Origin of the sequence: Streptomyces odontomachicola (assembly GCF_039605595.1) — a bacterium.
Classification (GTDB): domain Bacteria; phylum Actinomycetota; class Actinomycetes; order Streptomycetales; family Streptomycetaceae; genus Streptomyces.
The window spans coordinates 311352-331828 of sequence record NZ_JBCFOK010000008.1 but is presented as its reverse complement, the minus strand read 5'-3'; the positions used below and the strand labels follow the sequence as shown (position 1 = coordinate 331828).

The following is a 20477-nucleotide window of genomic DNA, read 5'->3' as shown; positions in this document are numbered from 1 at the left end:
GGTGCGTCTCACACGTTCCGGAAGCGATTGATGGCGTCGAGGTGCTTCTCGCGCTTGGCCTGGTCGCGCACGCCCATGCCCTCCTCGGGAGCGAGCGCGAGGACGCCGACCTTGCCCTGGTGCAGGTTGCGGTGGACGTCGTACGCGGCCTGCCCGGTCTCCTCCAGGCTGTACGTCTTGGAGAGCGTGGGGTGGATCTTGCCCTTGTCGATGAGGCGGTTGGCCTCCCACGCCTCGCGGTAGTTGGCGAAGTGCGAGCCCACGATGTTCTTCAGCGACATCCACAGGTAGCGGTTGTCGTACTGGTGCATGTAGCCGGAGGTGGAGGCGCAGGTGACGATGGTGCCGCCCTTGCGCGTCACATACACCGAGGCGCCGAAGGTCTCCTGGCCCGGGTGCTCGAAGACGATGTCCACGTCCTCGCCGCCGGTCAGCTCGCGGATGCGCTTGCCGAAGCGCTTCCACTCCTTGGGGTCCTGGTTGTGCTCGTCCTTCCAGAACTTGTAGCCCTCGGCCCGCCGGTCGATGATCGCCTCGGCGCCCATCCTGCGGCAGATCTCCGCCTTCTCCTCGCTGGAGACGACGCAGATCGGGTTGGCCCCGCCGGCGAGCGCGAACTGCGTGGCGTACGAGCCGAGTCCGCCGCTCGCGCCCCAGATGAGCACGTTGTCGCCCTGCTTCATCCCGGCGCCGTTGCGGGAGACGAGCTGGCGGTACGCGGTCGAGTTGACCAGTCCGGGAGCGGCCGCCTCTTCCCAGCTCAGGTGCGCGGGCTTGGGCATGAGCTGGTTGGACTTGACCAGCGCGATCTCCGCCAGGCCGCCGAAGTTGGTCTCGAAGCCCCAGATGCGCTGCTCGGGGTCGAGCATCGTGTCGTTGTGCCCGTCCGCGGACTCCAGCTCGACCGAGAGGCAGTGCGCGACGCACTCGTCGCCGGGCCGCCAGGCGTTCACGCCGGGGCCGGTGCGCAGCACGACGCCCGACATGTCGGAGCCGATGACGTGGTACGGGAGGTCGTGGCGCTTGGCCAGCGGGCTGGAGCGGCCGTACTTCTCCAGGAACCCGAAGGTGGACATCGGCTCGAAGATCGAGGTCCACACGGAGTTGTAGTTGACCGAGGAGGCCATCACGGCCACCAGGGCCTCGCCCGGGCCCAGTTCGGGCACGGCCACGTCGTCGACGTGCAGGGACTTGCGCGGGTCCTTGTCCCGCGAGTCGAGGCCGTCGAACATCTCGGCCTCGTCCTTGTGCACGGTCACGGCGCGGTACGACTCCGGGAGAGGGAGGTTGGCGAAGTCGTCGGCCGTCGCCGCGGCGGAGCCGCTGTTGTTGCCAGTGGACGCGAGGATCGCGTCGAGGATCTTGTTCACGGATTGCCTCCGGCGAAGCGCGGATGAGGGAGCACGCTTGAGGGGTCGTCGGGTGTGAGGCAGTGCCGTCGGTGTCGGCGCCCAGTTCGGTTCAGTGGTGCGAAGTGCGCGGGTGAGCGCGGAAGTCGTACGTGCCGGTGACGCGGCGGTCCTGACGCGCGCGGCTGTGGTGCCGCGGGGGCAGCGCCCGGACTTCCCTCAACGTATGACACCCAGTGCCGGACGACAAGGCACTGCGTGCCAAAAACTTCATGTGATTCATGCCGCGCGCAAATGAGCGATCATCGATCATCGCAGGTCAGGAGCGCAGCAAGAGACACGGCAACCCCCTCCGCCGCAGCGGCACGCAACCACTCGCCAAGTGGCCGGCGGTCGAAAAGCAACGTGCCCGCAAGCACCAAAGGGGGCTTGCGGGCACGCGGAACAGCGGCTCAGGGGTGAGGGCCCAACACCCTCACCGGGCGCGGAACATGAAGCGGTCAGCCTTGAAGCGCGTCCTGGATGGTCCGCATGATCTCCGGCAACGGCGCATCCGTACGCGCCACCGTCACCAGGACCTCGCCCTCGCGGGACGCTGAGGCGACCGGCGGCTCCTCGCCGGAGGCCAGGCGGTTCGCGCCGAAGCCGGTGCCGAAGGTCTTGCGGACGATCGCGAAGGCGTGGTCGAGCTGGGCCTCCACATCGCCCACGCCGCCGCTGCGCAGCCACCGGCGCAGTACGTGGTTGTGCGCGGTGACCACGGCGGACGCGGCGACCTCGGCGAGCAGCGGATCGTCGTTGCCGTCCCGGTGCGCGGCCTCGTCGAAGTGGCCGAGCAGATAGCGGGTGAACAGCCGCTCGTAGCGGGCGACGGAGGCGATCTCGCGCTCGCGCAGCGCCGGCACCTCGCGGGTCAGCTTGTAGCGCGCGACGCTGCCCTTCGGCGAGGCCGCGTACATCTTCATGACTTCCTTGATGCCGCGGCACACGGTGTCCAGCGGGTTCTCGTGCGCGGGCGCCGCCTCCAGCACCGCCTGGGCGCGGACCAGGGTGTCGTCGTGATCGGGGAAGATCGCCTCTTCCTTGGACCTGAAGTGCCGGAAGAAGGTGCGGCGGGCCACCCCTGCCTGGGCCGCGATCTCGTCGACGGTCGTCGCCTCGTAGCCCTTCGTGGCGAAAAGCTCCATGGCGGCGGCCGCCAGCTCGCGGCGCATCCGGAGACGCTGAGTGGACGCTGCGCTGGTGCGGGAGGGCTTCACGGGCTCGGACATGTGTGGAACGTTACACGGCGTCACGGGGCCCTCGGGCGGACCGGGCGGACCGCCGCCCGAAGGCTCCAGCAGCCCGCCCCACCCTGCGGCCCGGATCACCGAGCCGCGTACTCGCGGAAGCCGCGCCCCGTCTTCCTGCCGAGGCATCCCGCCGCCACCAGGTGCTCCAGCAGCGGCGCCGGCGCGAGGCCCGGGTCGCGGAACTCGGCGTGCAGCACCTGCTCGATGGCGAGGGAGACGTCCAGGCCGACCACGTCCAGGAGCTCGAAGGGGCCCATCGGGTAGCCGCCGCCGAGCTTCATCGCGGCGTCGATGTCCTCCAGCGAGGCGTAGTGCTCCTGGACCATCTTCACCGCGTTGTTGAGGTACGGGAAGAGCAGCGCGTTCACGATGAACCCCGCGCGGTCGCCGCAGTCCACGGGGTGCTTGCGGACCTTCCCGCACACCTCGCTGACCGTCGCGCGCGCCTCGTCGGAGGTGAGCACCGTGCGCACCACCTCGACCAGCTTCATGGCGGGCGCCGGGTTGAAGAAGTGCATCCCGACCACGTCCTGCGGGCGCGAGGTCGCGCGAGCGCAGGCGACGACGGGCAGCGAGGAGGTCGTGGTGGCCAGCACGGCGCCCTGCTTGCAGACCTTGTCCAGCGTGGCGAAGAGCTGCCGCTTCACCTCCAGGTCCTCGGCCACCGCCTCGACCGCGAGGTCCACCTCGGAGAGTGCGTCCAGCGAGCCGGCGGGGGTGATCAGTGCGAGGGCCGCGTCCCGCGCCTCCTCGGTCATCCGGCCCTTCTTCACGGCGCGCGCGAAGGACTTCCCGATGCGCTCCTTGGCCGCCTGCGCCTTCTCCTCGCTGCGCGCGGCCAGCACGGTCGCGTACCCGGCCTTGGCGAAGACCTCGGCGATCCCGCTCGCCATCGTCCCGGAACCGGCCACCCCGACCGCGCGCACGGGCCGCCCGGCCGCCGCCTCGCCGGCGGCGTCCGGCGTCAGCGCGTCCGGCACGGTCTCGGAGGAACCGGGAGCCTCGTACGTGTAGAAGCCGCGGCCCGCCTTGCGCCCGGTCAGGCCCGCGTCGCTGAGCTGCCGCAGCACCGGCGCCGGCGCGTGCAGCCTGTCGTGGGACTCGGCGTACATGGCGTCCAGGACGGTGCGCGCCGTGTCGATGCCGATCAGGTCCAGGAGCTGGAGCGGGCCCATCGGCAGCCCGCAGCCGAGCCGCATCGCGGCGTCGATGTCCTCGCGCGAGGCGTAGTTGGCCTCGTACATCGCCGCCGCCTGGTTGAGATAGCCGAACAGCAGGCCGTCGGCGACGAATCCGGGACGGTCGCCGACCGCGATCGGCTCCTTGCCCAGCTCGCGCGCGAGCGCGGTGACCGCGTCCACCGCCTCGGGCGAGGTGAGCACCGAGGAGACCACCTCGACCAGCCGCATGGCCGGCGCCGGGTTGAAGAAGTGCAGGCCCAGGACGCGTTCGGGCCGGTCGGAGTCCGCGGCGAGGCGGGTGACCGAGAGCGCGTTGGTGCCCGTGGCGAGGACGGTGTCCGGTTTCACGACGGTGTCCAGTGCGGCGAACACCTGGCACTTGGTGTCGTAGTCCTCCGGCACGACCTCGATGACCAGATCGGCGTCGGCCGCCGCCTGGATCTCGGAGAAGGTGCGGAACCGGGCCAGCACGTCCCGGCGTTCGGTCTCGGTCATCCGCTCGCGGCGCACCGCGCGCGCCGTCGAGGACTCCAGCGCGGCCACGGAAGCGCGCGCGGCGTCCTCGTTCGTGTCGATGCCGATGACTTCGCGGCCCGAGCGGGCGAGGATGTCGGCGATGCCGGTGCCCATGGTGCCGAGGCCGACGACGGCGACGGTGTGCAGAGGCTTCAGGGGCGGACGGTCCATCACGGGACTCCAGAATGTGACGACGAGGATGAGGGGTGCCCGTCGCATGCGTGCGGCGCAGCGGTGCGGCGTCCGCGCGGCTGTCCGCGGGGACGGCGCAGGCACTGCCGAGTGGGAGGTGAGGGTGCGAGAGCACGCGTGCGGTACGGGAGTTGTGGTGCGTGACCGGACGGCCCTGCCCCGGGGCCGCGCCGTACTCGAAACCGAACCGACGGCACTTGCGGCGGCTGCGTCACCAGACCGCCTGAGCGGCCGTGCCGCTCTGCTGAGCACCGTAACTCGTGGGTAACCAGAAAGCCAGGGGTATGGCTTCTTCAGGGCTGTGCGGCACCGGACGAGTGGACTGCCCGGGGGAGGAGGGTCAAGTGGCCGATGCATTCAGCGCGTTGATCGATCGTGTACGGGTGGAGGCGGAACCCGCCGAGTTCGAGCGCCTGGTGAAGCTCGCCCGCGCGGACACCTCGGATGCGCGGGACCTCCTCGCCTCCGTGCTCACCGAGCCGGGACGGCCGCTGTGGGCGCGGGAGCTGGCCTCCTTCGCGCTCGGCGCCGCGGGCGACCCGCGCGCCTTCGAGACGCTGATCTTCATGCTGAACTACCGCGACCCGGTGCGCTGCGCCACCGCCGCGCACGCCCTCGCGCGCCTGCGCGATCCGCGCACCGCGCGCGCCGCGGCCGCGCTCGCGAGCAACGAGCTGCGCACCGGGTACGCGCTGCACGCGGTCCGGCTGCTCACCTCGCTGCGCGCGCCCGAGTCGGTGCCGACCCTGATCTCGGTGCTCCAGCGGCTGCTGATCGGTCCTGTCCATTACTGGCCGATCGCGGAGGCGTGCGTGCAGGGGCTCGGCGCGCTGGGGGACCGGCGCGCGATCCCGGTGCTGGACGCGGCGGCCGAGCACCACAGGCTCTCCCCGGCGGCGAAGGCCGCACGCGCCCGCATCCCGGTGACGGGGCGCCGCCGCTGAGCCTGCGGGGCGCCGGGGGCGGAGGAGCCGGTGCCCCGCCCTCGGCCGCGGTGCGGACGATCTGGGGCGGGTCCGTCTGGAATGAGGGGACACCTGCGGTATGCCGTCCCCGGTCGCCGTCCCGGCACGACGCCGTACAACGGCGGGTTTCGCGGCCCGCGCGGGCGCCGCGCGGGCGCACCACCCCGTAGTGGGGACGGCTCGGCGGAGCGGAAAACGGTCCAGGTGGTGCGCTTGTGCGTCATGCGCTGATCCACTCCGTGATACCGGACATCCTCACCGGGTTTGCCCGGCCGGATCCGGGTGAGAGGTGAAGGGGGGCACACGAGGAGGTGTACGCCCCAGGGACGGGCCGCCCGGCAGATACGGGCAGGCCGGAGTTGGAAATCTCGCCTTACTGGGTACGACGGCTGCGACGGAGCTCTGGTGTCAGTTGTCAGCGAGAAACCGGCTCGGCGAGAACGGCAGGAGCGTGATGAACAGTGGCTTCCCAGGCCACAGCGACCCAGCGGCACCCGGGGGAGGAGACCCTCGCGGGTGGCGAGCTCCAGGGGGAGCAGCACTTCCGGGGGGAAGGCGGCGGTCCGCAGGTGAGGCGGCTTCCGCTGTATCAGGCCGACTCCGCTGAAACCGCCCATTCCGCCCGTGCGTTCGCGAAGCAGTGCCTCACGCACTGGCACATCACCGATCCCTCGTACGTCTCCGACGTCGCGCTCGTGGTGAGCGAGCTGGTCACCAACGCGGTGCGGCACGCCAGCGGCGCCGAGGAGCTGCGCATCGTGCGGCGCGGCGGCGGCATCACGATCGAGGTCGACGACAGCGGCCCCGGACGCCCCGTGGAGCTGCCGCAGAGCCAGGTGCGCCCGCACGGCAGGGGCATGGCGATCGTCTCGGCGCTCGCCTGCCGCTGGTCGGTCCAGATGCGCGAGAGCGGACGGAAGACGGTGCGCGCCGTACTCGGACACGCCCCGGAGGGCGCGACGCCCGCCGCGGCCTAGTCAGGTCCGCAGCAGTGCGAACGCCTCCACCTCGATGAGGAGTTCGGGGCGTACGAGGGCGGCGACCTGTACCGCGGTGCTGGCCGGCGGGTGCGCGGTGTCCACGTGCGCGTCCCGTGCCTCCCGTATGGCGGGGAGGTGGGCCACGTCCGTCACGTAGAAGGTCAGCTTGACCACGTCGGCGAAGGTGGCCCCGGCCTCGGTGAGGCAGCGGCCCAGATTCTCGAAGACCTGGTGCGCCTGTGCAGCGGGGTCGTTCTCGCCGACCAGCGCGCCCTTCTCGTCCAGCGCGATCTGTCCCGACAGGGCGATGAACCGGCCCTCGCCCCATACGACATGGCTGTAGCCGTTGCCGGGGGCGACGCCCGGGGGCGCTGCGACGTGTGTGAGATGCGGCATCCGCGCATCATGTCCCGGTCGCGGGTCCCGCGCCATCCCTTTTCGGCCACCTGATCGCGGGCGGACGCGCAGGTCAACGGCGCTCACAGCAGGCTGAGTTGGGTGCCCTCCTCGGGGCGGGGGCACAGCGGGGGCCCTGAACTGCTCTGCGGCGGCACGGCACGGTGCCCGCGCGGACCGCTGGGGCCGATCCCGTACTCCTCCGCCAGCTCGTGCACCTGGCGCGTGATCCGCCGCTGGTACCACTTGGGCGCGTACGCGCCGTCCGCGTACAGCGCCTCGTAGTGCCGTACGAGGCCGGGGTGGTGTGCGGCGAGCCACTGCATGAACCACTCCCGTGCGCCGGGCCGCAGATGCAGCGCGAGCGGCGTCACCGACGAGGCCCCGGCCGCGGCGACGGCCCGCACGGTCTCGCGCAGCTTGTCCGGCGCGTCGCCGAGGAACGGGATCACGGGGGCCATCAGCACCCCGCACGGAATGCCGTGCTCGCTCAGGGTGCGCACCACGTCGAGGCGGCGCTCGGGCGCGGGGGTGCCGGGTTCGACCGTGCGCCACAGCTCCTCGTCGAGGAAGCCGACCGACACCGAGACCCCGATGTCGGAGACCGCGGCGGCCGAACGCAGCAGGTCCAGGTCGCGGAGGATCAGCGTGCCCTTGGTGAGGATGGAGAAGGGGTTCGCGTAGTCGCGCAGCGCGGTGAGGATGCCCGGCATCAACCGATAGCGGCCCTCTGCCCGCTGGTAGCAGTCGACGTTGGTGCCCATCGCGATGTGCTCGCCGCGCCAGCCGCGCCCGCCCAGTTCGCGGCGCAGCACCTCGGGCGCGTTCACCTTCACCACGATCTGGGAGTCGAAGCCCTCGCCGGTGTCCAGGTCCAGATACCGGTGGGTGCCGCGCGCGAAGCAGTAGACGCAGGCGTGGGTGCAGCCCCGGTACGGGTTCACGGTCCATTCGAACGGCATCCGCGAGGCGCCGGGCACCCGGTTCACCACCGAGCGGGCCCGCACCTCGTGGAAGGTGACGCCGCGGAACTCGGGGGTGTCGAACTGCCTGGTCACCGTGCCGGTGCCGAACAGGGCGCCGGGCCCCGACGCCCCGTCGTCGCTCAGGTTGTCCCAGCGCATGCAGCCTCCTCGATGGTCTTCCGTGCCGTGTGCGACCCCCGGTACTCGAATAGAACACCTGTTCCCTCCAGGGCTGTCAAGCTGGATTTTGGTGGGCGGCGGGATGGTGATTGGCTTGCCGCCGGGGCCGCGGTGACCGCCGGAAGCCCCGCCAGGCGCGTACGACAGGAGGAGCAATGGCGCAGGTCGAGGCCACCACGCAGCGAGAGATCGCGGCCAAGCCGGACGACGTGTTCGACGCGCTCGCTGACTACAGCGAGACCCGGAGCAGGCTGCTGCCGGGCCAGTTCAGCGAGTACGAGGTGCGCGAGGGCGGCGACGGCGAGGGCACCGTCGTGCACTGGAAGCTCCAGGCCACCAGCAAGCGGGTGCGCGACTGCCTGCTGGACGTCACCGAGCCCGCCGAGGGCGAGCTGGTGGAGAAGGACCGCAACTCCTCGATGGTCACCACCTGGCGGGTCACGCCGGGCGCCGCCGAGAACACCTCCCGCGTCGTGGTCACCACCACCTGGAACGGCGCGGGCGGCATCGGCGGCTTCTTCGAGAAGACCTTCGCGCCCAAGGGCCTCGGCCGCATCTACGACGAGCTGCTCGCCAAGCTCGCCTCCGAGACGGAGAAGTGACCGCGGGGGTCCGCGGCGCGGTGGACGGTGCGGTGACGCACGACCGCCCGCGGACCCTCACCGTTACGAGTGGTTTTCCCCGCGGCGCGGGCGTACGCCGGGCGTGCCGCCCCGCCGCGAAAGCCCCTGATGAGCGCCTGACGGGCGCCCCGGGCGGGGGAGTTGGGGCCTCCGCGTGCCGACTCCCCCGCCCGCGTGCCGGACTTGCTGTGGCTTGTCGCGTGATGCGAAAAAGCTGCACCGGAATCCGAGGACGGCGCGACAAGGGGAGAGCCATGAGCGGGACGACTCTCGGTGGTGGCGACCGGTCCCCGGCGGTCGTCGAAGTGAGCCTGGAGATCCCGGAACTTCCCGGGGGCGCCGAGCAGTTCCACGGCGCGGCGGCCCAGGACGACCTTCAGGCCCAGGCAGCGACCCACGCGCCGGCCGCGTACGACCCCACGGCGTCACGGCAGGCGCCGCCCGTGCTCGCGCCGCGCCCGCAGCCGGGGCAGGGGCCACCGGCCCCGGGGCCCGAACTCGCAGGCCAGACGTACGAAGAGGAGCCGGCGCCCGAGGAGGACGGCAGCGGCGGCGAGGACGCCGGGCCGCGCTTCAGCCCCCGCCGCGTGCGGTTCGTCTTCCTCGGGCTGATGCTCGCGCTGCTGCTGGCCGCGCTCGAACAGACCATCGTGGCCACGGCCTTGCCCCGCATCGTCGGCGAACTGCACGGCCTGGACAGGATGTCCTGGGTCGTCACCGCGTACCTGCTGGCCACGACCGTCGTGATGCCCGTGTACGGCAGGCTCGGCGACCTCTTCGGGCACAAGAACGTCTTCCAGTTCTCCATCGTGGTCTTCCTGCTGGGCTCGGGGCTCGCGGGCTGGGCCGGGTCGATGGACGAGCTGGTGATCTACCGCGCGGTGCAGGGCGCCGGCGCGGGCGGGCTCATGATCGGGGTCCAGGCGATCATGGGCGAGATCGTCCCGGCCCGGCAGCGCGGCCGCTACATGGGCCTGATCGGAGCCGTGTTCGGGCTCGCCTCCATCGCCGGGCCGCTGCTCGGCGGGTGGCTCACCGACGCGTACTCCTGGCGCTGGTGCTTCTACCTCAACGTGCCGGGCGGACTGCTCACCCTGCTCGTGGTGGGTCTGGTGCTGCGGATGCCCCGGCCGCGCGACCGCGGCCGGATGGACGTGATCGGCCCGCTGCTGCTCGGCGTGTTCTCCACCTGCCTCGTGCTGCTGACCAGTTGGGGCGGCACCACGTACGAGTGGGACCACCCGGTGATCCTCGGGCTCGGCGCCGGCGGCCTCTCCAGCCTGCTGCTCTTCCTGATCGTCGAGCACTCGGCCGCCGAACCGATCCTGCCGCTGCGGCTCTTCCGCGACCAGGTCTTCACCCTCACGGGGCTGATCGGCGCCGCCGTGGGCGTCACGCTCTTCGGCGCATCCAGCTATCTGCCGACCTTTCTCCAGATGGTCGAGGGCGTCAGCGCCACCGAGTCGGGGCTGCTGATGGTGCCCATGATGGGCGGGGTCGTGGTGGCCTCCGTGCTCTCCGGGCAGCTCATCTCGCGTACGGGGCGCTACAAGGTCTTCGTGGTGCTGGGCTGCGCGCTGGCGGCCGAGGGCATGTGGCTGCTCTCGGGGCTGGGCGAGGACACACCGCGCGAGACCTACAGCCTCTGGCTGGGCGTGCTCGGCCTTGGCATCGGCTTCGTGGTCCCGGTGCTGGTGCTGGCCGTGCAGAACTCCGTACCCGCGACCGACCTCGGCGCCGCCACCAGCGGCAACAACTACTTCCGGCAGGCGGGCGGCAGCGCGGGCGCCGCCGTCTTCGGCACCCTCTTCGCCCACCGGCTCGCCGAGGGGCTCCGGCGCGAGCTGCCGCCGGACCCCGGCGTACGGCTGCCCGACCCGCAGTCGGTGACCCCGCAGCTCGTGCACGCGCTGCCGGAGCCGCTGCGCGAGGGGTACGTGCGCGCGTACGCCGACGCCATGCCGCGGATCTTCCTCTACCTCGTGCCGGTGCTCCTCCTCGGGCTCCTGCTCGCCCTCTTCCTGAAGGAGAAAACCCTGGTGTCCCACAACGCCCCGGTCCCCGGCTCCACCGCAGGCGACGGCACGGCACCCGGACCGCACGTCCCCGGCACCCGCGGTACCGCGGCACGTTCGGCCGAGGTACGCACCACCGTGGAGTGCCCGCCCGCCGGCGTACCGGTCTGCGGCAGCGTGCGGCACCACGACGGGAGCACGGTGCCGCGCGCCGCGCTGACCCTGATCGACACCTCGGGCCGCCAGGTGGGACGTGGCGCCACCGGCGACGACGGGCGCTACGCGCTGAGCACCCCGGGCAGCGGCGCGTACGTGATGATCGCCGCCGCCGGAGGGCACCAGCCGCAGGCGGTCAGCGTGAGCGTGGGCGAGCACCCGGTCGAGCTGGACGTGGTCCTCGGCGGCGCGGGACGGCTGGCCGGGAACGTGCTGACCGCCGACGGGCTCCCGGTGCGGGACGCCTCGGTCACCCTCACCGACGTGCGCGGCGACGTGGTGGCCAGCACCCGCAGCGGGCGCGAAGGGGGGTATGTGATCGGCGAGTTGGTGGCGGGCGAATACACCCTCGCGGCGAGCGCGCCCGCGTACCGGCCGGCGGCACTGCCCGTCTCGGTGCAGGCCTCGCGAGAGACCCGGCAGGACATCGAGCTCGCCGGGGGTGCGGTGCTGCGGGGCACGGTGCGGGCCAACGGGGGCCGTGCGGTGGAGGATGCGCGGGTCACGCTGCTGGACGCGGCGGGCAACGTGGTGGACACCGCGACCACCGGGGCCGATGGGGGGTTCCGCTTCGTGGATCTGGCGTCGGGGGAGTACACCGTGGTCGCTTCCGGTTATCCGCCGGTGGCCACCGTGCTGCAGATCGCCGGGGGCGGAAGGACCGAGCGCGACCTGCAACTGGGGCACGAGGACTGAACGTTCGCGGGGCTGCGGACGTGCCGGGCGGCCGCTCCGGGAGAGCTTCCGGCGCGATCGCGCGCGGTGCGCGTGCGCCCGGCGCACCACCGATTCCGGCGTTGCCCCGCACGGCGCGCACCTGCCGCCGTACCGTGGAGTCGGCCGGTGCGGGAAGGGAGAGCGTCCCCATGGAACGTGCGGGAGGAGATGCGGTGGGAGGGGCGCGGGCACGGATGCCCGGGCGCCTTCCGCTCGCGGTGGTCGTCGTCGACGACGAGGGTGCCGTCTCGCACTGGAGCAGCGGGGCGCGCAGGCTCTTCGGGCACACGCGCGAGGAGGCGGTGGGGATGCCCGCCGCCGATCTGATGCCGGTGTCCGGCGCGCTGGAGGAGCTGGGCGGCCCCGGCACGCCGGTGACCGGCGTCGGCGAGGGCGCCGACTGGGACGCCTCGCTCGGCGGCCGTACGAGCTTCCCCACCGCGGGGTGGGCGCGCTCGGGCAGCGCCGACGGGCGGCACGGCGACCTGGTCTGGTGGGCGTATCCGCTGATCGGGCCCGGCATCGGGCGGCTGCTCGTGCTGGCGGCCGACGCCTCGCGCATCCATATCGACCCGGCGGAAGCGGCCGCGGAGGACGGGCGCGCGGAAGACGAGGCTGTGGAGGACGGGGCCGCGGCGGACGGATCGGCGGACACGCTGTCGGAGGGCGCGCGGTCGGCGGACGCGTTGTCGGAGGACGTGCGGCCCGAGGGTGCTGAGGCCGCGGGCGCGCGGCTCGAGGGCGCCGAGGCGGTCGGCGCAGAGCCGCTGGAGCCGGCCGGCGCCGAGGTCGAACGGCGGCGCGTGGTCCCCGGGTTCGCGCTGCACACCGACTTCCCCGGGGCCGAGCGGCTGGCCCGCGAGCTGCCGCAGATCCTGCCCAGCATGAGCCCGCAGGAGGGCGCCAGGATCGTCGCGCAGGTGCTGGAGCTGGGCTATCCGGTGCTGGAGGTGAGCAGCCACGACCGGGTGCCGGTCACGCCCGACTGGGGCGTGCCGCGCCGGGTCGAGCGCCGCACGCGGCTGCTGCGCGCCGCCGCCGAGCGGGACATCGACCCGGAGGCCGCCGAGGCCGCGGCCCACGAGCTGGAGTCCGACCTCGAGTACGCGGCGGTGCGCGAGCGCCTGGAGTTCCTCAACGAGGTGAGCGGGCGCATCGGTTCATCCCTCGACCTGGCCCGTACGATCCAGGAGGTCAGCGAGGCTGTGGTGCCGCGCTTCACGGACGTGGCCGGCACCTATCTGCGCGAACAGGTCGTCGCGGGCGAGGGCTTCCCCGAGGGCACGCCCGACGCCACGACCATGTGGCACCGGGTCGCGGTCGAGCACAACGACGAGCCGGGCCGCTGGGACGACGTCGTGCCGGTCGGCGAGACCATGCCGTTCCCGGTGCAGACGCCCTTCTTCCAGTGCATGACGACCGGCGAGCCGGTGCTGGTGCCGCGGATCAGCGAGGAGATGGGCAACCGCATCGCCTCGCAGTTCGAGAAGCGGGACATCAGCCCGCTGATCAACAACCGCTCGATGCTGGTGGTCCCGCTCAAGGCGCGGGACGTGGTGCTCGGCTTCATGATCCTGCTGCGGCATCCGCTGCGCGCGGAGTTCAACGACATGGACCGGGTCACCGGCGCCGAGCTCGCCGCGCGTGCGGGCCTGGTGCTCGACAACGCGCGCATGTACACGTACCAGGAGAACGTCGCCGAGACGCTCCAGGACAGCATGCTCCCGCGCATCCAGCCGCGGATGGCGGGCTGCGACACGGCCACCCGCTATCTGCCGGGCACGCGGCTCGGACGGATCGGCGGCGACTGGTTCGACACCGTGAAGCTGCCGGGCTCGCGCACCGCGCTGGTGGTCGGCGACGTGATGGGGCACGGGCTCAACTCGGCCGCGATGATGGGCCAGCTCCGCACCGCCGTGCAGACCATGGCGGCCCTCGACCTGGAGCCCGCGCATCTGCTGCGCAAGCTGGACGACCTGGCGCAGCGGCTGGGTGACGGATACCTCGCTACGTGTCTGTACGCGGTCTACGACCCGATCAGGAGCGAGCTGCGGATGGCCAACGCCGGTCATATCCCGCCCGTTCTGGTCCGCGCCGACGACGGCTCCAGCCGGCTCCTCGACCTGCCCACCGGCGCCCCGATCGGCGTCGGCGGCGTTCCCTTCGAGACGGTGACCGTCCCCGTGCGGCCCTCCGACCGGCTGGTGCTGTGCACCGACGGGCTGGTGGAGGTGCGGGGTTCGGACATCGGCGAGGGCCTTGCCGCGCTGTGCGAGTCGGCGGCGCACCCCGCGGCCTCCATGGACGACGCCTGCGACACGATCATCCGCGCGCTGGCCCGCAGCACCCTCTCCGAGCGCGGCGGGCGCAAGGACGACGTGGCGCTCCTGATGGCCCGGCTGAACGGCATCCCGCTGGAGGACGTGGCCAGTTGGCGGCTGCCCCGCGAGCCGCGCGCGGTGCGCCGCGCACGCGAACTCGTCCGCGAGCAGCTCGCCTCCTGGGGCCTGGACGGCGGCGCGGTCGAGGACACCGCGGTGCTGCTGACCAGCGAGATCTTCACCAACGCCGTACGGCACGCGGACGGCGAGCGCGCCGAGCTCCGCCTCGTACGGGCCGATGCGCTGCAGTTCGAGGTGACCGACGCCGACCCGGCGCTGCCGGTGCTGGTGGATGCCGCGCCCGACGACGAGTACGGACGCGGGCTGCGGGTGGTCAGCCGCCTCGCGCGCGAATGGGGCACCAGCCGGACCCGTAGGGGCAAGACGGTGTGGTGCGAGCAGGCGCTGCCGGGCTGAGGGGCCTGCTCAGGGCCCGTTCGGGAGCCGGGGGCGCGGGTGGACGCGGCGGTGCGCCCCTGACACGGCCACGGAACCGGGCCCCGAGGGGGCGCAAACCCCCTGGTTGCGGGGACAGTTGAGGGACATACTCCCTGATCCCTGCAATCTTCAACCACGCGCCTGGGGGAGACCCATGAACGTCTCGATGCGGTACGCGGAGTCCTGGGAGAGCTTCTGGAGGGACGCGCCGCCCGGAGCGGGCTCGGTGGCCTGGGACGCCGCTCCCGACAGCACCGCCGCGCTCCATCTGCCGCTGCTGGAGCGCTACTCCCACGGCGGGCTGCCGATGATCGACGCGGGCTGCGGGAACGGCACGCAGACGCTGTTCCTCGCCGAGCGCTATCCGCGGGTGCTCGGCTTCGACCTGTCGGGCGAGGCGGTGGAGCGGGCGGCGAAGGCGGCCGAGGCCGCGCGCGAGGAGCTGGGCGAGCGGGGGAGAGCGGGGCGCGGGGGTCAGGCGCCGCGGGTGGAGTTCCGGCAGCTCGACGCCACCGACCTCGCCGCCGTACGGGAACTCCACGACGAACTCGGCGACGCCGACGTCTACATGCGCGGCGTCCTGCACCAGGCCCAGCCGGACGACCGGCGCACGGTGGCCTCCTCACTCGCGGCGCTGATCGGCGAGCGGGGGTGCGCGCTGGTGGTGGAGCCCGCGGCGGCGGCCAAGCAGGTCATGCTGCGGCTGATGGGGCGTGAGGAGGGGCCTCCGCCGCAGTTGGAGGCGATCTTCGGGCACGGCATCGAGCCGATGGACATGCCGGACGAGGAGCTGCCCGCGTACTTCCGCGGCGAGGGGCTCACCGTCCTGGCCAGCGGGACGATGCCGCTGAGCCTGACGGTCTCCGAGGAGGACGGCTCGTACGTGACGCTGCCGAGCAACTGGCTGGTGGCCTCGCGGGTTTAGGGCGTGTCGCCTCGCGGACCCAGGGCGTGTCGTACGGCGCGGCCCGGATCGGACCGCGCGGCCTGTCACCGATGGCCGACCGCCCTTCGTGTCGTCTTCCGCCGCGGCGGAAACACCGTGTTCCGCCGCGGCGGGAGGGTGCGGCGACATACCGCGCGGGCAGTTATCCACAGGGGTGTTACGGGCATCATCGACCGCGTAACGTTCCGGGCATGAAGATCCTCATCAGTGCGGACATGGAGGGCGCCACGGGCGTGACCTGGCCCGCCGACGTGCTGCCCGGCACTCCTCAGTGGGAGCGCTGCCGGTCGATGTTCACCTCCGACGTGAATGCCGCGGTGCGCGGTTTCCTCGACGCCGGCGCCGATGAGGTCCTCATCAACGAGGCCCACTGGACCATGCGCAATCTGCTGCTGGAGGAGCTGGACGAGCGGGCACAGATGCTCACCGGGCGGCACAAGGCGCTGAGCATGGTCGAGGGCGTGCAGCACGGCGACGCCGACGGCATCGCCTTCGTCGGGTATCACACCGGCGCCGGCGACGAGGGCGTCCTCGCGCACACCTATCTGGCCAACTCCCTCACGGGCGTGTGGGTGGACGGCGTGCGCGCGAGCGAGGGCCTGCTCAATTCCCTGGTCGTCGCGGAGTTCGGGGTGCCGGTCGTGCTCGTGACCGGCGACGACCGCACCGTCGAGGACGCCAAGGGCTATGCCCCTGACGCCCGCGCCGTCGCGGTCAAGGACTACGTCTCGCGGTATGCCGCGGTCTGCCGCACCCCGGCCCGCACCGCCGCCGACATCCGCGCCGCCGCGCGCGAGGCACTGGCGCTCGCCGGGAGAAGGGCGCCCGCCCCGCCCCGGCCGCGCGAGGTGGAGATGGAGTTCGACGCGGAGCACTTGGCGGGAGCGGCCACCGTGGTGCCGGGCGTCGAGCGCACGGGCGAGAGGCGGGTGGGATACACCGCGCCGGACATGTATGAGGGAATCCGCTGCTTCAAGGCGGTCACGACCGTCGTCTCGTCAGCGGTGGAGGAGCAGTATGGCTGAGTACGACGGGGGAGACGGAGTGGCTGTGCGCGGAGCGGACAGGGACGAGGCGGCCTCGCGGGGCGCGGCGCCGGAGCACATCGATGCGCGGGCACTGGACGAGGTGGTCACCTTCACCTCGGAGCTGATCCGCATGGACACCACCAACCACGGCCACGGCGAGGGCCACGAGCGCCCCGCTGCGGAGTACGCGGCCCGGCTGCTGTCCGAGGCGGGCCTCGCGCCGCGGCTGCTGGAGAAGTCGCCGGGCCGGACCAACGTGGTCGCCCGCGTCGAGGGCACCGACCCGGGAGCCGACGCCCTGCTGGTGCACGGCCACCTGGACGTGGTCCCGGCCCAGCCGGCCGACTGGAGCGTGCACCCCTTCTCCGGCGAGATCAGGGACGGTGTCGTGTGGGGCCGCGGCGCCATCGACATGAAGAACATGGACGCCATGGTCCTCTCCACCGTCCGCGCCTGGGCGCGCGCCGGTGTCCGCCCGCGCCGCGACATCGTGCTCGCCTTCACCGCCGACGAGGAGGACAGCGCGGAGTATGGAGCGGGCTATCTCTCCGAGCAGCACGCGGAGTTGTTCGAGGGCTGCACCGAGGGCCTGAGCGAGTCCGGCGCCTTCACCTTCCACGCGGGCGACGGGCTGCGGCTCTATCCGGTCGCGGCGGGGGAGCGCGGCACCGCGTGGCTGAGGCTCACCGCCAGGGGCAGAGCGGGCCACGGCTCCAAGGTCAACCGCGAGAACGCCGTGAGCAGACTCGCCTCCGCCGTACACCGCATCGGGGAGCATCACTGGCCGCTGCGCCTGACACCGACCGTGCGCGCCGCGCTCGGCGAACTCGCCCTCGCGCGCGGCCTGCCGGCCCCCGACGTGGACGCGACCGACTTCGACATGGACGCCTTCCTGGCCCGGCTGGGCCCGGCCGCCTCGCTGGTCGAGCCCACGGTGCGCAACAGCGCCAACCCGACCATGCTCGACGCGGGCTACAAGGTGAATGTCATCCCCGGCACCGCCACCGCCTCCGTCGACGGCCGGGTGCTGCCGGGTGGCGAGCGGGAGTTCACCGAGACCCTCGACCGGCTGACGGGACCCGACGTCGACTGGGACTACCAGCACCGCGAAGTGCCCCTGGAGGCCCCCGTGGACGGCCCGACCTTCGCCGCGCTGCGGGAGTCGCTGGAGCACTTCGACCCCGGCGCCCGCGTCGTGCCGTATTGCATGTCGGGCGGCACCGACGCCAAGCAGTTCTCCCGCCTGGGCATCGCGGGGTATGGCTTCTCCCCGCTCCGGCTCCCCGAGGGCTTCGACTACCAGGCGCTGTTCCACGGGGTGGACGAGCGGGTTCCGGTGGACGCGCTGCACTTCGGCGTCCGCGTCCTGGACCGCGCGCTGCGCGCCCTCTGACCCCCCAGGGCTCCGTTCCGCCCTGGCCGCGCGCCGCACAGGGCGCACCCGCCGCGACCCCCGCGGTTCTCCGTCCGTTCCCAGGAGGCTGACAGCAGATGGTCATCACCCAGGCCCCCTACGGCACTTGGCCGTCCCCCATCGACGCCGGGCTCGTCGCCGCGCACGACGGCAGGCCCGAGTATCTGGGCGCCGTCGGCGAGGAGGTGTGGTGGACCGAGCCCCGCCCCGAGGAGGGCGGCAGGCGCGCCCTGATGCGGCTGCGCACCGACCGGCACGAAGCCCCCGAGCCGGTGCTCCCCGCCCCGTGGAACGTGCGCAATCGCGTCATCGAGTACGGCGGCCGCCCCTGGGCCGGCGCGCAGCGCGGCGAGGGCGGGCCCGTCGTGGTGTTCACGCACTTCGCCGACCAGCGGATGTATGCGGTGGAGCCGGACCGCGGCGGGGCCCCGCGCCCGCTCACCCCGCTCTCCGCCGCCGTGCCCGGGGGGCTGCGCTGGTGCGACCCCGTGGTGCTGGTGGAGCGGGGCGAAGTGTGGTGCGTGATGGAGGAGTTCACCGGGAGCGGCGCCACCGAGGTGCGCCGGGTGCTGGCCGCCGTTCCGTTGGACGGCTCGGCCGCCGAGGACCGCTCCCGCGTGCGCGGGCTGAATCCCGGTGACGCCAACCGCTTCCTCACCGGCCCGCGCGTCTCGCCCGACGGCCGCTCCGTGGCCTGGATCGGCTGGGACCACCCGGACATGCCGTGGGACAGCACGGTGGTGAAGACCGCGCGGATCGACGGGGACGGGACTCTGGGCGGGGTGCGCACTGTCGCGGGCGGCGACGGCGAGTCCGTACCGCAGGCGGAGTGGGCACACGACGGCTCCCTGCTGTACGCATCGGACCGCAGCGGCTGGTGGAATCTCTACCGGGTCGGCGCCGACGCCGTGCACTCCGGCGGCGGTGCCCGCACCGCGCTGTGCCGCCGCAGGGAGGAGTTCGCCGCGGGCATCTGGAAGATCGGGCAGCGCTGGTTCGCGCCGCTGCCCAGCGGCCTGATCGCCACTGTGCACGGGCGCGGCTCCATGACCCTCGGCGTCCTGGACCCGGAGACCGGCGACCTGGTGGACGCGCCGGGCCCCTGGACGGAGTGGGCGCCCGAGCTCGCCGTCACCGACACCCGGGTCTCCGGCATCGCCGCGAGCCCGCGCAGCGGGTACGAGATCGTCGAGCTGGACACCTGCACCGGGCACAGCCTGGTGGTCGCCGCCAAGCACGAGGACCCGGTCGACCCGTCGTTCTACCCCGAGCCGCTGATCCGCACGTTCACCGGGCCCGACGGACGGGAGATCCACGCCCACCTGTATCCGCCGCACCACCCCTCCTACCGCGCGCCCGACGACGAGGCGCCGCCCTATGTGGTGTGGGCGCACGGCGGCCCCACCAGCCGCGCCCCCCTCGTACTCGACCTGGAGATCGCCTACTTCACCTCGCGCGGCATCGGCGTCGCCGAGGTCAACTACGGCGGCTCCACCGGCTACGGAAGGGAGTACCGCGAGCGGCTGCGCGAGCAGTGGGGCGTCGTGGACGTCGAGGACTGCGCCGCGGTCGCCCGCACCCTGGCCGAGGAGGGCACGGCCGACGCGGCGCGGCTCGCCATCCGCGGCGGCAGCGCGGGCGGCTGGACCAGCGCCGCGTCCCTCACCGCACCCGCCACGGCCGGGCTGTACGCCTGCGGCACCATCAGCTACCCCATCCTCGACCTGGAGGGCTGGGCCACGGGCGAGACGCACGACTTCGAGTCGCAGTATCTGGAGTCCCTGGTCGGCCCGTTGGAGCACTACCCCGGGCGGTATCGCGAGCGTTCCCCGATCACCCGCGCGGGGCGGATCGCCGCGCCGTTCCTGCTGCTCCAGGGCCTGGACGACGTGATCTGTCCGCCGGTCCAGTGCGAGCGCTTCCTGAAACGGGTGGGCCGCAGCACCGTTCCGCACGCGTACATCGCCTTCGAGGGCGAGGGCCACGGCTTCCGCCGCGCCGAGACGATCGTCCACGCGCTGGAGGCCGAACTCTCCCTGTACGCCCAGACCTTCGGCACCCCCCGCGAGGACGTCCCCACCCTGGAGCTGAGCAAGTGACCGCGGCCGAGGGCACCGCGGCCGACCCCTTCGGCGAGCCGGACCACACACTCGCCGAGCCGCACGCCCTGCTCTCCGCCTATCTGGACGTGTATCGGGACGCCCTGCTGCGCAAGCTCGACGGCCTCCCCGAGGCGGAGCTGCGCCGCTCCGCGCTGCCCTCGGGCTGGACCCCGCTGGAGCTGGTCCACCACCTGCGGCACGTCGAACGCCGCTGGCTGCGCTGGGGTTTCCTCGGCGAGGACGTGCCCGCGCCGTGGGGCGACGCCGACGCGGAGGGCCGCTGGCGTGTGCCGGCCGACGCGTCCGCCGAGGCGGTGTTCGCTGCCTTCCGCGAGCAGTGCGCCGACTCGCGCCGCATCGTGGAGGGCGCTCCGCTCGCCGCCCGCGCCGCGGTGGGCGGCCGGTTCGCCACGGCCGAGGAGGCGCCCACGCTGGCGTGGATCCTGTGCCACCTGTTCCAGGAGTACGCCCGCCACGTGGGCCAGTTGGACGTCGTGCGCGAGATGACCGACGGGGAGGTGGGCGAGTAGGGCCGCGCGGGGCCGGGGTAGCCTGCTGCGGCTGTCGTGCGGAATGAGGGG

The 20477-nt window shown here is 72.7% G+C and carries 15 protein-coding genes; 10 read left to right on the top strand and 5 right to left on the bottom strand.

Annotation, left to right across the window (positions count from 1 at the left end; all coding sequences use genetic code 11):
- Window positions 1-8: 8 nt before the first annotated feature.
- The 3 genes from ccrA to ABEE00_RS17720 all read right to left on the bottom strand — a co-directional run bounded on the left by ccrA (window position 9) and on the right by ABEE00_RS17720 (window position 4509).
- Window positions 9-1370 (bottom strand): crotonyl-CoA carboxylase/reductase, encoded by a 1362-nt coding sequence (gene ccrA, locus ABEE00_RS17730; protein ID WP_345746475.1) that lies wholly within the window; start codon window positions 1368-1370, stop codon window positions 9-11.
- A gap of 479 nt (window positions 1371-1849) precedes the next feature.
- A complete protein-coding gene (locus ABEE00_RS17725) occupies window positions 1850-2620 on the bottom strand; it encodes a TetR family transcriptional regulator (protein WP_345746474.1) in 771 nt (256 codons plus the stop codon).
- 95 nt (window positions 2621-2715) lie between these two features.
- Entirely contained in the window at window positions 2716-4509 is a 1794-nt protein-coding gene (locus ABEE00_RS17720) for a 3-hydroxyacyl-CoA dehydrogenase family protein (protein WP_345746473.1), read from the bottom strand.
- Window positions 4510-4874: 365 nt separating this feature from the next.
- On the opposite strand from ABEE00_RS17720, the gene ABEE00_RS17715 reads away from it, so the two are divergent.
- The gene (locus ABEE00_RS17715; RefSeq protein ID WP_345746472.1) at window positions 4875-5474 is read left to right on the top strand and encodes a HEAT repeat domain-containing protein; all 600 of its coding nucleotides are present in this window, start codon (window positions 4875-4877) and stop codon (window positions 5472-5474) included.
- Between the two features lie 482 nt (window positions 5475-5956).
- Window positions 5957-6472: an ATP-binding protein gene (locus ABEE00_RS17710; protein ID WP_345746471.1), complete on the top strand. Its 516-nt coding sequence runs from the start codon at window positions 5957-5959 to the stop codon at window positions 6470-6472.
- Here ABEE00_RS17710 and ABEE00_RS17705 read toward each other — a convergent pair whose 3' ends face one another.
- Both ABEE00_RS17705 and ABEE00_RS17700 read right to left on the bottom strand, forming a co-directional pair.
- Window positions 6473-6871: a RidA family protein gene (locus ABEE00_RS17705; RefSeq protein ID WP_345746470.1), complete on the bottom strand. Its 399-nt coding sequence runs from the start codon at window positions 6869-6871 to the stop codon at window positions 6473-6475. It abuts the gene before it with no gap.
- A gap of 83 nt (window positions 6872-6954) precedes the next feature.
- Complete coding sequence (locus ABEE00_RS17700; RefSeq protein ID WP_345746469.1) at window positions 6955-7995, bottom strand: Rv2578c family radical SAM protein; 1041 nt, start codon at window positions 7993-7995, stop codon at window positions 6955-6957.
- A gap of 176 nt (window positions 7996-8171) precedes the next feature.
- Here ABEE00_RS17700 and ABEE00_RS17695 point away from each other — a divergent pair, with 176 nt between their 5' ends.
- The 8 genes from ABEE00_RS17695 to ABEE00_RS17660 all read left to right on the top strand — a co-directional run bounded on the left by ABEE00_RS17695 (window position 8172) and on the right by ABEE00_RS17660 (window position 20426).
- On the top strand, window positions 8172-8618 hold the full coding sequence (locus tag ABEE00_RS17695; protein WP_345746468.1) for an SRPBCC family protein: 447 nt from the start codon (window positions 8172-8174) through the stop codon (window positions 8616-8618).
- A gap of 275 nt (window positions 8619-8893) precedes the next feature.
- Complete coding sequence (locus ABEE00_RS17690; protein ID WP_345746467.1) at window positions 8894-11566, top strand: MFS transporter; 2673 nt, start codon at window positions 8894-8896, stop codon at window positions 11564-11566.
- 215 nt (window positions 11567-11781) lie between these two features.
- Window positions 11782-14385, top strand: a complete 2604-nt coding sequence (locus ABEE00_RS17685; protein ID WP_345746466.1) for an ATP-binding SpoIIE family protein phosphatase — start codon at window positions 11782-11784, stop codon at window positions 14383-14385.
- A 175-nt stretch (window positions 14386-14560) separates the two neighbouring features.
- Window positions 14561-15331, top strand: a complete 771-nt coding sequence (locus ABEE00_RS17680) for a class I SAM-dependent methyltransferase (protein WP_345746465.1) — start codon at window positions 14561-14563, stop codon at window positions 15329-15331.
- A 212-nt stretch (window positions 15332-15543) separates the two neighbouring features.
- The gene (locus ABEE00_RS17675) at window positions 15544-16377 is read left to right on the top strand and encodes a M55 family metallopeptidase (RefSeq protein ID WP_345746464.1); all 834 of its coding nucleotides are present in this window, start codon (window positions 15544-15546) and stop codon (window positions 16375-16377) included.
- Window positions 16370-17773 (top strand): M20/M25/M40 family metallo-hydrolase, encoded by a 1404-nt coding sequence (locus tag ABEE00_RS17670; RefSeq protein ID WP_345746463.1) that lies wholly within the window; start codon window positions 16370-16372, stop codon window positions 17771-17773. Before ABEE00_RS17675 ends, ABEE00_RS17670 begins: the two co-directional genes overlap by 8 nt.
- Window positions 17774-17871: 98 nt before the next feature.
- Window positions 17872-19893: a prolyl oligopeptidase family serine peptidase gene (locus ABEE00_RS17665; RefSeq protein ID WP_345746462.1), complete on the top strand. Its 2022-nt coding sequence runs from the start codon at window positions 17872-17874 to the stop codon at window positions 19891-19893.
- Window positions 19890-20426: a DinB family protein gene (locus ABEE00_RS17660; protein WP_345746461.1), complete on the top strand. Its 537-nt coding sequence runs from the start codon at window positions 19890-19892 to the stop codon at window positions 20424-20426. The genes ABEE00_RS17665 and ABEE00_RS17660 overlap by 4 nt, the downstream gene beginning before the upstream one ends.
- The last annotated feature ends 51 nt before the right edge of the window (window positions 20427-20477 follow it).

Bases quoted from the DNA above. Each gene is read 5' to 3' on its own strand.
- ABEE00_RS17725 (WP_345746474.1), bottom strand. From the start codon at position 2,620: ATGTCCGAGCCCGTGAAGCCCTCCCGCACCAGCGCAGCGTCCACTCAG.
- ABEE00_RS17720 (WP_345746473.1), bottom strand. From the start codon at position 4,509: ATGGACCGTCCGCCCCTGAAGCCTCTGCACACCGTCGCCGTCGTCGGC.
- ABEE00_RS17705 (WP_345746470.1), bottom strand. From the start codon at position 6,871: ATGCCGCATCTCACACACGTCGCAGCGCCCCCGGGCGTCGCCCCCGGC.
- ABEE00_RS17700 (WP_345746469.1), bottom strand. From the start codon at position 7,995: ATGCGCTGGGACAACCTGAGCGACGACGGGGCGTCGGGGCCCGGCGCC.
- ABEE00_RS17695 (WP_345746468.1), top strand. From the start codon at position 8,172: ATGGCGCAGGTCGAGGCCACCACGCAGCGAGAGATCGCGGCCAAGCCG.
- ABEE00_RS17690 (WP_345746467.1), top strand. From the start codon at position 8,894: ATGAGCGGGACGACTCTCGGTGGTGGCGACCGGTCCCCGGCGGTCGTC.
- ABEE00_RS17685 (WP_345746466.1), top strand. From the start codon at position 11,782: ATGCCCGGGCGCCTTCCGCTCGCGGTGGTCGTCGTCGACGACGAGGGT.
- ABEE00_RS17680 (WP_345746465.1), top strand. From the start codon at position 14,561: ATGAACGTCTCGATGCGGTACGCGGAGTCCTGGGAGAGCTTCTGGAGG.
- ABEE00_RS17675 (WP_345746464.1), top strand. From the start codon at position 15,544: ATGAAGATCCTCATCAGTGCGGACATGGAGGGCGCCACGGGCGTGACC.
- ABEE00_RS17670 (WP_345746463.1), top strand. From the start codon at position 16,370: ATGGCTGAGTACGACGGGGGAGACGGAGTGGCTGTGCGCGGAGCGGAC.
- ABEE00_RS17665 (WP_345746462.1), top strand. From the start codon at position 17,872: ATGGTCATCACCCAGGCCCCCTACGGCACTTGGCCGTCCCCCATCGAC.